We start from the raw sequence: 12,553 nt of genomic DNA, 5'->3' as shown, positions 1-12,553 counted from the left end.
CTTCTTAATCTAGATTCTTGCAACACCTGTTTCTTTTGCTACCTTAGCGACTGCTTCGGCTACGGCTGTTGCTACATTTTTATCTAATGCACTTGGAATGATGTAGTCTGCACTGAGCAGATCATCTGTTACAAAGGATGCGATTGCTTTTGCTGCTGCGATCTTCATCTCATCATTGATTTCACTTGCTCTTACATCTAATGCTCCACGGAAGATTCCAGGGAACGCAAGTACGTTGTTGATCTGGTTCGGGAAGTCGCTTCGCCCTGTTCCTACAACTGCTGCTCCTGCTTCTTTTGCAAGGTCCGGCATGATTTCCGGTGTCGGGTTTGCCATTGGGAAGAGAATCGGATTCTCATTCATGGAACGTACCATATCCTGAGTCACACAACCCGGTGCAGATACGCCGATAAATACGTCTGCTCCTTTTAATACTTCTTCAAGAGTTCCTGCTTCGTGATTTCTGTTTGTAATCTTTGCCATTTCCTCTTTCTCTTTATTCAGACCTTCTCTGCCTTCATAAATAGCACCTTTTCTATCGCAGAGAATCACATTTTTTAATCCCATTGCAATCAACAGCTTGATGATGGCGATTCCTGCTGCACCTGCTCCGCTGGTTACAACCTTGATTTCTTCCATTTTCTTTCCGGTTAACTTTAAGGCATTTAACAGTGCTGCTAAAGTTACCACTGCTGTTCCGTGCTGGTCATCATGGAAAATCGGAATGTCACAGGTTTCTTTTAATTTTTCTTCAATCTCAAAACAACGTGGTGCGGAAATATCCTCTAAGTTGATCCCGCCAAAACTTCCGGCGATCAGGCTGACTGTCTTTACAATATCGTCAACCTCTTTGGAGCGTACACAAATCGGTACTGCGTCCACGTCTCCAAATGCTTTGAAGAGTGCACATTTTCCTTCCATAACCGGCATTCCGGCTTCCGGTCCGATATCTCCAAGTCCAAGTACGGCTGTACCGTCTGTTACAACTGCTACTAAGTTGGAACGTCTGGTTAATTCATAGCTCTTATTGACATCTTTCTGGATTTCTAAACAAGGCTGTGCAACGCCCGGTGTATACGCCAGTGATAAGTCGTCTTTATCCTCTAACGGACAACGGCATACTACTTCGATTTTTCCTTTCCAGTCATAGTGTCTTTTTAATGATTCTGATGCATAATCCATGTTTTTATCTCCTTTTTGTTACATTTATTTTCTAAATTATCTTTTACTATCATAAGACAATCCCGCTTAGATTTCAATTGTCTGAATGACATCTTTTAAGATATTTGCACTGTCGATCAGCAGTCCTTTTTCACTGTCTGAAAGTTCCGGTTCCACGGTACAAACGAAGAATCTCCATGCTCACCGAACACATAACCATGTACATTGCTCGGACTGACTTTTGCCCGCTCCGCTAAAATACTTCTAAGACGGCTGGAATCCAACAGGGTTCCTGGTCCAATGACACGCTCTTTTGGCATTCCTGTAATCTCCTGTACTGCATATGTAAGGACATCGACCGGATTGCTGACGATGATGTAAATCGCATCCGGTGCATAGGACACTACCTGTGGCATGACGTTTTTGATAATATCTACATTTCCCTGTACCAGTTCGATCCTCGACTGTCCGGGCTGACGCGCTCTTCCGAGCGTTACGATAACAATGTCGGAACCTACTCTTCCTGACCCCAGAATACTTATTTTTTTATGACTGCTCATAAAAATTTCCCTCCTACATTAATCTTCTGACATGCATGATTTCATGCTATCAGTTGCGTAGGAGGGAATCAATTAATTCGCCCGCTAATATTTTGTTAAACTTTAGACAATCTTCGGGATTCCTGCAAATCCTTTGGCTAAATCTTCCTCGGTCGGGATGTAGTCGGACATCTCTCCATTGTGGAATTTCTCATATGCGACCATATCAAAATAACCGGTTCCGGTCAGTCCAAACAGGATGGTTTTTTCTTCTCCTGTCTCTTTGCACTTGAGTGCCTCATCGATTGCTGCACGGATCGCATGGCTGCTCTCCGGTGCCGGAAGGATTCCTTCGACTCTTGCAAACTGCTCTGCTGCTTCAAAGACGCTGGTCTGCTCAACACTTCTTGCCTCTAAGAGTCCATCCTCGTACATCTGGGAAAGTGCCGGGTTCATGCCGTGATAACGTAAGCCGCCTGCGTGGTTTGCTGATGGAATGAATCCACTTCCAAGGGTATACATTTTTGCAAGTGGGCATACTTTTCCGGTATCACAGAAGTCATATACATAACGTCCTCTGGTAAGGCTTGGGCAGGATGCAGGTTCTACCGCAATAAACTCGTAATCTGCCTCTCCTCTTAATTTTTCTCCCATAAACGGTGCGATCAGACCGCCTAAGTTAGAACCGCCGCCGGCACATCCGATGATCATATCCGGCTTGATGCCATATTTGTCCATGGCGATCTTACTCTCTAAACCGATGACGGACTGATGTAATAATACCTGATTTAACACGCTGCCGAGTACATAACGGTAGCCTTCTGTTGTGGTCGCGGTCTCCACTGCTTCGGAAATCGCACAGCCAAGGCTTCCTGTCGTTCCCGGAAATTCTTTTAATATCTGTCTTCCGATCTCGGTGGTCTCTGACGGAGATGGTGTCACACTTGCACCATAGGTTCTCATAACCTCACGACGGAACGGTTTCTGCTCATAGGAGACTTTTACCATATAAACTTTACAGTCTAAGTCAAAATAAGAGCATGCCATGGACAAAGCAGTTCCCCACTGTCCTGCACCGGTTTCGGTAGTAACGCCTTTCAGTCCCTGCTTCTTTGCGTAATATGCCTGTGCAATTGCAGAATTGAGCTTGTGGCTTCCGCTGGTATTGTTTCCTTCAAATTTGTAGTAAATTTTTGCCGGGGTATCAAGTTTTTCTTCTAAACAATAAGCCCGTACTAACGGTGAAGGGCGATACATCTTGTAAAAGCTGCGGATCTCTTCCGGAATCGCGATATACGGATCGGTCTCGTTTAATTCCTGTGCCACTAATTCATCGCAAAAAACAGCTCCTAACTCCTCTGCTGTCATCGGCTGCAATGTCTGTGGATTTAAAAGTGGTGCCGGTTTGTTCTTCATATCGGCACGAACGTTATACCATTCCTTTGGCATTTCGCTTTCTTCTAAGTAGATCTTGTAAGGGATTTCTTTTTGCTTCATCTGACACTCCTCATTTCTCTGTGCATATCTTTGTGTTTTCAGTATTTTAACACGTTGTTGTGGTAAATTCAACCAGTTCGGTTACAGATATTTTTTCTTTTTAAAAATCCAAAGGCTCACGATGATGACTAGGATACTTGCACCGATCGCGACCGGATATCCGTAGACCCATTTCAGCTCCGGCATATAGACAAAGTTCATGCCATACCAGCCGGCGATCAGAGTCAGCGGCAAAAATACTGTTGTAACAATGGTCAGCACTTTCATGACATTATTCTGCCGTATCCCGATCTCGGACTGATAGACATCCTGCACCTGCATGGCATATTCCCGAAGCACCTGTGTCTCCTCCTGAAGTCTTGTTGTACGCTCCGCAAAAATCCGAAAGACTCCGGTATGCTTTTTTTCAAAAAATTCCTTTTCATTCTCATACAGATTTTCGCCCAGATCGGCAAGCTGGCTGTAGTAGCGGTACAGCCTTGAAATCTCTTTTTTCAGATGCAGCATCCGGTAGTTGAAGTCCTTTAGCTCGTCCTCCACCATGCTCTCTTCCATTTTTGTGATCTCTTTTTCTAATACTGCTAAATAGATCAGGTCTTCATCGATCAGGGATATTAAAAAATCATAAAAAAACTTTTCCAGATTGCAACCGCTGTGTACTTTTCCCGCAATGATTTTCTTGATATGTGCCTGCACCAGACCGTTATCATCAATAAAGATCAGTTTTCCGGGCAGGATATAAAATGCAAAGCCCATGTTCTTTTCATGCTCCCGTTTTACCGGAATATGAAAGGTTCCAAACAGGTAATTTGCATGGCTTTCCAACTTGCAAAAATGGATGTTGTCCTCACGCTGTCCGAGCAGATAAGTTGCACGGATGTCCATTTCTTCTTCCCATTCTTTGTGGGTAAAAACTGCCACACCGGACTGTCCGCTTTCCCAGTTTTCGGCACTGGTCTCTTCCACTCTGTCTTTTTCGATTCTGTAAAACATCGCTCTCCCTCCTCTGCTTTTTATCATATCACAATTTTTGCATTTCTATTTTTAGAAATTTTTTTCTATGGTAAAATAATAACATATACTAGACGTGAAAAAAATTGATTTTTAGCTGGAGGTAATAATGAAGAAAAAGAACATTGCGATCGTAACCGGAGCAAGCAGCGGACTCGGCAAAGAATTTGTAAAACTGTTATCTGCAAAAAAAGGACTGGATGAGATCTGGATCATTTCCAGAAATGAAGAAAAATTAAAGAAGATTCAAAAACGATACGGAGAAAAGATCGTTGTCTATCCGATGGACCTTTCCTCTCTCGAAAACATTAAGACTTTTGGTGAAAATCCGAGCCTTAAAAACTGCAATATCCGCTATCTGATCAACAATGCAGGATTTGCAAAATTCTGTTCGTATGATGATATTTCCATTGATGAATCGATCAATATGATCGACCTGAATATCAGCGGTGTCGTTGCCATGGGACTGGTATGCATTCCACATATGAAAAAGGGCAGCCATATCCTAAACATTGCCTCACAGGCTTCGTTCCAGCCCCTGCCATATCAGAATATCTACAGTTCTACCAAGGCGTTTGTCAGAAACTATACCCGTGCCCTGAACGTGGAACTCCGGGAAAAAGGCATCACTGCTACGGCAGTCTGCCCCGGCTGGATGAAAACCGGATTGTATGACAGAGGGATCATTGACGCAAAAAAAGCAACCACCAACTTTACAAACATGGTCACTCCCGATGTTGTCGCAAAGAAAGCTCTCGCAGACGCAGAGCACGGAAAAGATATGTCGGTCTACAGCACCTATGTCAAAACCTGCCATACCATTGCCAAACTCCTGCCACAGAAAACGATGATGAAACTCTGGCTGATCCAGCAGCGGCTTTTATAGCGCCTTCTATAACTAATTAGGGTGTCAAAGTCTGTTTCAAGTTTTTTGATTGGCGGATTGCACAAAGCTGGGGCTATTTTGTTCCGTTGTACGAAAATAAGAAAATCTAAGTCTGTCTGAGTCAGGTTGTGATAACGTGACGTGTACGTCTTAAACACCCCGTCCATGGGGTGTTAAGACTTTGGCTGCCGTCCATGGCAGCCAAACACTATATAGGAACAGCCAGACTAAGATTTACTAATTTTCTCCCAAAGTCACAAAAGCAGTCTCAGCTTTGTGCAAGTTTCCATCCACTAAGTTGTGAGTCGTCTTTTGGTACTCTAGTCTATATTTTCATATCCAGAATTGATATTTAACTAATCTCTTATCTATACTTATTTTCTCTATCATTCTGTATCCAACTTAATAACTTAATTAGGACACAGAAATTGTAGTTATAATTTGATTTAGACCTAATCTATATCTGATATCCGAGAATATTAAAAAAATGAAGTATGGAAAGTTTCTTTTTGTGCAATGGAAATGAAACTCAAGAAATCGTGAAGCCCACTGGCGCACACGATTTCTGCTTTCAGAGGTTCATTGGAATGGTCTGCACAAGGAAACTTGGAATACTTCATTTTTTTAATTCTTTATGCTTAATTATTTATTTCATAACCATAACTACAAGTTTTTACCTATTCTAACAAAACCTATCAGTTATAATTTGCATTGTTTTGGCACATACTTCTGATGTAAGGAAAAATGTTCCATGAATGAAGCCGGAAGAAATCCGGTATAAAGAAAGGAATCTTATGACAGAACCGAACCGAATTCGGCAGGCTGTGGCAACCACTGTTTTTGCTTCTGTTCTTGCACTTGGTGCCTATCAGGGAAGAATCATTCCCGATGCAGAACAACTGACAGAAACGGTACACATGACCTGCGAAAAAGAAAAGAAGGATAAAAACATTGTCACTGCTTCTAATATCAGTGAACCTGACCAAAGCAAACATGATATTGAATACGAAGAACTGAATGGTTCCCTGCAAACCGTGGTCTATGCCAGACAGCAGGTAACCTTAACAAAGGAACACCGGATTCCCGATGTACTGCTGACTGCCTATGAGGCAAGCGAGGTAAGCTGTGGAAAATACGCAGACGGAATCACCAAAACCGGAACGCCTGTCCGTGCCGGACACACAATTGCCGTTGATCCAAACATCATTCCTTTAGGAAGTGAAGTCATTATCAACGGACACACTTATAAGGCAGAAGATATTGGAGGAAAGATCAAAGGCCACCGCATTGACATTTATATGAATACGATCAGCGAATGTATGAATTTCGGTGTTCGCTATGCCGATGCCGTATGGTTAGAAAACTACGAAGCCATACAGACCATTAAATACACTTATGAAGGGGAAAACCTGATCTCACAGGAAGTTGTAAGCGAGGAAGCCCTGAATTAGGATTCCTCATCGCCTGCACCCATGAAATATTCCAGGTTTCCTGGTGCAAACCATTCCAATGAACCTCCGAAAGCAGAAATCGTGTGCGCCAATGGGCTTCACGATTTCCTGAGTTTCATTTCCATTGCACAAAAAGAAACCTTTCATATTTCCTGGGTGCAGGCTACAAAATTTTATTAAAAATATAGTTTTGACACCCGAAGTGTTTTTGCTTTATAGGAATTTCCTATAAAGCCAAAAATGCAGTCCAGCGAGTTAACCTATTTGCTGAACTGCATTTTTGTTAATTGCATTTTTTATTGCTTCCGACTCAACAACTTCCATTGCAAGTTCCGTGATCTTCGGCTCGATCGTAAGGCTATGCTCGTATACGGCAAGTCCGAACGCTGCCGGCAATGCGAGAAAACAAAGCCAGATGCTTGTTACATCGAAGAACTGCCATGCAACACACGCTGCTCCAACTCCTAGATGGAAGGAGAGAAGTGTTCCTCCATAAAATTTTAATTTTTGCAGGTGCTCCTGCTTTTTTTCATCGGCAAATAAAGTCACCGCCGATACAAACTGTCTTAGGTTATTCGTTGAAAATACGGTTGCGCTGTTATAGCCTCCGATCCCCTTAAAACTGCACCACTGGAATGCCATCGCAAAAAATATCGGATACAGTCCCAGTACCGGATTCATATCTTTTGGAAGAAATCCCAGTAAGATGACTGCTCCGCCGTCGATCAGTATGCTGAGTATCTTATTGTTTACTGCCGTGTGCTTCGGGAGCCAGACCGACAACACGACTGCTGTGGAATAGAGCACCAACGCTCCGATACGGAGCACAAAATCCAACGGTCTGCCGCCGAGGATATCCTGCACTAAATAGATCAGGTTACTCGTCTGTGCCGAACCAAACAGATCATTACGGGCTACTATTGCATATAATCCAAAATATCCACCAATAAATGCCATGACAAAATGCAATAACATTTCATGGTTTTTTCTTAAGTTCAAATTAACATCTCCATTCTTTGGCAAAACTCATTTTCGTCTATTGTACCATATTTGACATCTATATAAAAATACATATAATATATAGGAAACGATACCTAAAAAGTATAGGAGATTGGATATGGATATCAGAACACTACGATATTTTCTCGTTACCGCACAGGAACGGAACTTTACAAAAGCGGCAAACAAACTGTGCATGGCACAGCCGCCATTAAGCCGTCAGATTAAATTACTTGAAGAGGAACTGGGTGTTACACTGTTTATCCGCAACAGCCGGCAGCTCCAGTTAACCGAAGAGGGTTATTTTCTCAAACAACAGGCAGAGGAAATTCTTCTTTTAATTGAAAAAACCGAGCATCAGCTTGAAAAAATGGGAACCAATGACTATGGCACCATTTCGATTGGAGCAACCGAAAGCTGCGGTGGCAGCATTTTACCGCATCTGATTGAGGGGTTCCACGAGACTGCCCCACATATCCGTTTTCAGATTTGGACCGGAAACAGTGATGAAACCCAGGAACGTCTGGAAAAAAATCTGGTGGATGTCGCCGTGGTGCGCGAACCGTTTAACATGGAGCAGTATGACCGTATTTTTTTGAATCATGAGCCCTGGGTCATTATCTGTAACAAAGAGCATTTTTTAGCAAAACACCCGGAAGGCGTCCGTGTGTCAGAATTGCAGGATGCTTCCCTGATCATTCCGATCCGCCAGCCGATTCAGAATGAGATCAATAGCTGGTTCAATGAAATTGCTTCCGAACGAAACATTTTCTGCCTATACAATTCCATTACTTCCGTGATGGGATTTGCAGAACACAATCTCGGTGTCATTATCTGCCCCGAAAGTGCAAAAAATCTGATCAACCGCGAGACATTGACCTATCGAAAGATCATTGATCCGGTTCACGAATCCGGCACCTATCTTGTGAAAAAACACTTACAGCTTATGGCTACTGCCACGGAAAAGTTCTGGAAATATGTGGAGCATCAGACGAAATCCAATCCGTCCAAATATAAAGAATCTATGAGGTGAAATACAAATGAATGATACAAATGAAAACAATCCTTTGGGTTATGAAAAACTGTCCGTACTCTTAAAACGTTTTGCTATTCCGAGCATTATCGCAATGGTGGTCAGTTCCCTTTACAATATTGTCGACCAGATTTTTATCGGACAGGGGGTTGGTTATTTAGGAAATGCTGCAACAAATGTTGCGTTTCCTCTGACTACGATCTGTCTTGCGATCACACTTTTGATCAGTATCGGAAGTGCCTCCCGTTTCTCTCTTTCACTTGGTGAAGGGGATGCAGACCGTGCAGCACAGGCAGTCGGCAATGCCCTTGCTATGATGGTATTATTCGGCATTCTCTATACCCTGTGTATTGAGATTTTTTTAGTGCCGCTCTTAAATGCTTTTGGTGCAACGCAAGACGTTCTGCCTTATGCCATTGAATACACGAGGATCACTGCGGTTGGTATGCCTCTTTTAATTATTACGAACGGCATGAGCAATCTCGCCAGAGCAGACGGCAGTCCGAATTATTCGATGATGTGTATGTTAATCGGTGCCATCATCAATACGATTTTAGACCCGCTGTTCATTTTTAAATTCCATATGGGTGTCCGGGGTGCTGCCTTTGCTACCGTCATCGGTCAGTTTTTCTCTTTTCTTATGGCTCTGTACTATGTGAAAAAATTCACACACATCCGTTTAAAAAAACAGCATTTTATCCTGAAGCCACAGGTATGTCTGAATATCGCATCCCTTGGCATGAGCAACTGTCTGAATCAGGTGGCGATTACGTTTGTTCAGATTGTAATGAATAATTCTATGACTTATTATGGTGCAAAAACGATATATGGAAGTGAAATTCCACTTGCCGCAAGCGGAATTGTAATGAAAACAAACGGCATTTTGTTATCGGTTATTATCGGTCTTTCACAGGGTTCACAGCCTATCATTGGTTTTAACTACGGTGCAAAACAGTATGACCGTGTCCGCGGTATCTACCGGCTTGCCATTTCCTGCAATCTGGTCGTATCTGCGATTGGTTTTGTGCTGTTTCAGTTTTTCCCAAAACAGATTATTGCTCTGTTTGGAACCGGAGATGAACTCTACTTTACCTTTGCCGTCCGTTTTATGAGAATTTTCTTATTTATGGTGATCGTAAATGGTGTACAGCTTCTTTCCTCGAACTTTTTTGCTGCGATCGGAAAACCGCTCAAAGGTATGCTGCTCTCCTTAACCCGACAGGTGTTTTTCCTGATTCCGCTCCTGTTAATTCTTCCGATGTTTTTCGGAATGGATGGAATCCTGTTCTCGGCACCGATTGCGGATACGGCAGCATTTTTGACTACAGTAATTCTGATCCGTAAAGAGATGAATCTGATGCGTGAGCAGGAGCTTGCATTGAAGTGATTTTATGAGAGCCCTCGCAGGGCTTCTGCGGATGGTCGGCATCTGACGCCCTTTAACTCAGCTTCTCAAAACCGTACATCGTACTGCTTTGATTGACGATGTTGTAGTATGTGAAACCGCCATTGCACACTAATGTTCCTTTGTCATCAAAGACTTCTACGGTCAGTACGGTAATCCTTCCTCCATGACGCACGACTTTCGCTTCACAGACTACTTCTGTTGTATCGCGGATCGCTTCTAAATAGTTAAAGTTCGTATCGATCGTTGTCACCATGTGTCCATAGGTTGCCGCCGCGATTCCTGCAATCGTATCTGCCATGGAAAAGACGCATCCTCCATGCATTCCTCCGTAGACATTCTGGTGTTCTTTTTTCATCGGCACCGTTCCTTTTGCGTAACCTAAACGGACTTCCGTCAGTTTCATTCCTATATGTTTTGCAAATGGATTCCGGTCAACGATGGCTGACATTTCTTCCTGCAGCATGATGGTTCCTCCTGGTCTGTTCTTGTTCCGAATGTTCATTACTGGTTTAGTATACCACATTTTGTCGATTTTCATCCACATCACCATTTGGGAATCAAAAATAGTTTAGTTCAACCACCCCTACCGTAGACCTATGTTATTTCTAATGAAATTCTCTTTCACTCATTATTTTTCTCTTTACAAATAATTAATCCTATCGTCTTTCCGTCTGCGTCTGTTCTTACAATATCATCTACAATATTTATATATGTTCCGATCTGCCCAATGTCTCTTGATTTAAACTCTTTTACTTTTACTTCAACGACCACATAACAATGCAAATTCAAATGGTAAAACAACAAATCAATATATTCTTCTGTACCTTCAATCGGCAATGGATATTCTCATCCTACAAAAGCAAAGTTATACGGACCTTTTGATTTCATACATATTGATACAAGTGCTTGATTTTACCTTCCTTACAAACCAAAAGTTGTCATATTCTTTACAAAGATAAAATTTCAATTTACTAGTTGCTTTTTATAATTTCAATGACTCTACGTTCAATAAAAAATCATATACATTCATGATTAAAATACCCTGATCATTATAAAAAGGTTTTGGTGTATTAGATGTAATTACAATCTTCTTAAATGAATCATTTATTTTCAAAAAAGGGCGAATTTCCTGTGCCATTTTTGCTTCCGTCTCCAGCATATATGCTGACTGGATATAATACTTTTTAGAACCCTTATTGCAAATAAAATCGACTTCCAGTTGCTTTTTTACCGGTTTCGCATCCTTCCCTTTCTCAACAACAGTCAGATTACCAACATCCACATGAAAGCCTCTCATTCTTAATTCATTGTAAATTACATTCTCCATAGAATGTGTCGCTTCCATTTGTCTATAATGAATTCTTGAATTTCTTAGTCCCATGTCCATAAAATAGTACTTCAATGGCGTACCGATATAAGATTTTCCTTTAATATCATATCGATTCGCCTCTTCAATTAAAAAAGCATCCTCCAAATATTCAATATATTTCGTAATAGTAGTTGCGGTAATCTTTGAATTATTTACACTTTTAAATGTTTTCTGAAGTTTGTTAGGATTCGTCAAAGCACCAATTGCGGATGCCAAAACATCAAGCAACGATTCCATTTCTCCAACATTTCTGATTTTGTTTCGTTTCACAATATCGCTAATATATGTTTCCTGAAACAGATTATCCAGGAGTATCATTTTTTGCTCATCCGTTTCAGCTAATACCACCAAGGGAATACCACCATAAGTAATATATTCGTTCCATCCATCATATTTGTTTCCACCATAGCAACTCATAAATTCCGAAAAGCTCAAAGGGTACATATGAACCTCATCCCCTCTGCCTCCAAATTCAGTTGCGATATCTCTGGATAAAAACTTCGCATTGCTCCCCGTTACAAACACATCGCAATTCTTCTTATCCGCTAAACCATTAAGCACACTCACAAATTCATCCAGCAGCTGTACTTCATCTAAAAGAAAGTAATATTTTTCATCATCTTGAATTTGTTCCTTTGCCCAAGGGTAAAAGATTTTCGGATCTCGATATTCTATATTGTCAAATAAATCAAATGCCATTTCAATAATGTGTTTATCATCCACTCCATTTTCAAGCAGATGATTTTTAAATAGAGTTCGCAATAAATATGATTTGCCACATCTTCTTATTCCTGTTACTATTTTAATCAGACCATTTCCTTCACGCTTTATAAGTTGTTCCAAATAGTAATCTCTTTTAATCTCTTTTACCATAATGCCTTCTCTCCTAAAAGATATTTTGGTTATTATATTTCTAAATATCTTTTATTATACCCAACAATATTATATTATTCAATCATCCGCAAGATGTTTTGGTCAATTTTTACCAAAATATCTTTTAGGTTATTTTAGCATTATCATATTATATAAACACAAAAAAACAGCAGGCAGTCTTATTATATGACCACCTGCCTGTTATTTGTTCTGATATTATTTTTTGTATATCATCAATTCATCAAACTTGAAGTTATAAACATCTTTGCAAATATACCATATCTATTAACTGTACACCACACTCATAAATTGGGTGGTCATAATTG

At 41.1% G+C, this 12,553-nt stretch carries 12 protein-coding genes; 4 read left to right on the top strand and 8 right to left on the bottom strand.

Features of this window, described 5'->3' with window-relative positions; translation table 11 throughout:
* Window positions 1–9: 9 nt before the first annotated feature.
* From WMO43_RS11535 to WMO43_RS11520, 4 genes are all read right to left on the bottom strand, one after another.
* Complete coding sequence (locus WMO43_RS11535; protein ID WP_353531293.1) at window positions 10–1,182, bottom strand: NAD(P)-dependent malic enzyme; 1,173 nt, start codon at window positions 1,180–1,182, stop codon at window positions 10–12.
* Window positions 1,183–1,298: 116 nt separating this feature from the next.
* Window positions 1,299–1,721 (bottom strand): lactate/malate family dehydrogenase, encoded by a 423-nt coding sequence (locus WMO43_RS11530; protein ID WP_353531292.1) that lies wholly within the window; start codon window positions 1,719–1,721, stop codon window positions 1,299–1,301.
* Between the two features lie 102 nt (window positions 1,722–1,823).
* Entirely contained in the window at window positions 1,824–3,197 is a 1,374-nt protein-coding gene (locus WMO43_RS11525; RefSeq protein WP_353531291.1) for a TrpB-like pyridoxal phosphate-dependent enzyme, read from the bottom strand.
* Between the two features lie 81 nt (window positions 3,198–3,278).
* Window positions 3,279–4,190: a magnesium transporter CorA family protein gene (locus tag WMO43_RS11520; RefSeq protein WP_353531290.1), complete on the bottom strand. Its 912-nt coding sequence runs from the start codon at window positions 4,188–4,190 to the stop codon at window positions 3,279–3,281.
* Between the two features lie 127 nt (window positions 4,191–4,317).
* Between WMO43_RS11520 and WMO43_RS11515 the strand changes: the two genes are divergently transcribed.
* Window positions 4,318–5,094 (top strand): SDR family NAD(P)-dependent oxidoreductase, encoded by a 777-nt coding sequence (locus WMO43_RS11515; protein ID WP_353531289.1) that lies wholly within the window; start codon window positions 4,318–4,320, stop codon window positions 5,092–5,094.
* A 755-nt stretch (window positions 5,095–5,849) separates the two neighbouring features.
* Entirely contained in the window at window positions 5,850–6,545 is a 696-nt protein-coding gene (locus WMO43_RS11510) for a 3D domain-containing protein (RefSeq protein ID WP_353531288.1), read from the top strand.
* A 255-nt stretch (window positions 6,546–6,800) separates the two neighbouring features.
* Here WMO43_RS11510 and WMO43_RS11505 read toward each other — a convergent pair whose 3' ends face one another.
* Window positions 6,801–7,544 (bottom strand): YoaK family protein, encoded by a 744-nt coding sequence (locus tag WMO43_RS11505; RefSeq protein ID WP_353531287.1) that lies wholly within the window; start codon window positions 7,542–7,544, stop codon window positions 6,801–6,803.
* 118 nt (window positions 7,545–7,662) lie between these two features.
* Here WMO43_RS11505 and WMO43_RS11500 point away from each other — a divergent pair, with 118 nt between their 5' ends.
* Both WMO43_RS11500 and WMO43_RS11495 read left to right on the top strand, forming a co-directional pair.
* The gene (locus WMO43_RS11500; protein WP_353531286.1) at window positions 7,663–8,577 is read left to right on the top strand and encodes a LysR family transcriptional regulator; all 915 of its coding nucleotides are present in this window, start codon (window positions 7,663–7,665) and stop codon (window positions 8,575–8,577) included.
* 7 nt (window positions 8,578–8,584) lie between these two features.
* The gene (locus WMO43_RS11495; protein WP_177962937.1) at window positions 8,585–9,964 is read left to right on the top strand and encodes an MATE family efflux transporter; all 1,380 of its coding nucleotides are present in this window, start codon (window positions 8,585–8,587) and stop codon (window positions 9,962–9,964) included.
* 52 nt (window positions 9,965–10,016) lie between these two features.
* Here WMO43_RS11495 and WMO43_RS11490 read toward each other — a convergent pair whose 3' ends face one another.
* The 3 genes from WMO43_RS11490 to WMO43_RS11480 all read right to left on the bottom strand — a co-directional run bounded on the left by WMO43_RS11490 (window position 10,017) and on the right by WMO43_RS11480 (window position 12,227).
* Window positions 10,017–10,448 (bottom strand): PaaI family thioesterase, encoded by a 432-nt coding sequence (locus WMO43_RS11490; protein WP_353531285.1) that lies wholly within the window; start codon window positions 10,446–10,448, stop codon window positions 10,017–10,019.
* Window positions 10,449–10,606: 158 nt separating this feature from the next.
* Window positions 10,607–10,822 carry a PDDEXK nuclease domain-containing protein gene (locus tag WMO43_RS11485; protein ID WP_353531284.1) on the bottom strand — a complete coding sequence of 72 codons (216 nt, stop codon included), beginning with the start codon at window positions 10,820–10,822 and terminating at the stop codon, window positions 10,607–10,609.
* 145 nt (window positions 10,823–10,967) lie between these two features.
* Window positions 10,968–12,227, bottom strand: coding sequence for an ATP-binding protein (locus tag WMO43_RS11480; RefSeq protein WP_353531283.1), 1,260 nt, complete (start codon window positions 12,225–12,227; stop codon window positions 10,968–10,970).
* Window positions 12,228–12,553: the final 326 nt, after the last annotated feature.

The sequence above is a fragment of the Maccoyibacter intestinihominis genome (assembly GCF_040096355.1).
Classification (GTDB): Bacteria; Bacillota; Clostridia; order Lachnospirales; family Lachnospiraceae; genus Maccoyibacter; species Maccoyibacter intestinihominis.
Note: the sequence above shows the minus strand (reverse complement) of the source record. Positions and strands in the feature narration are given on the sequence as shown.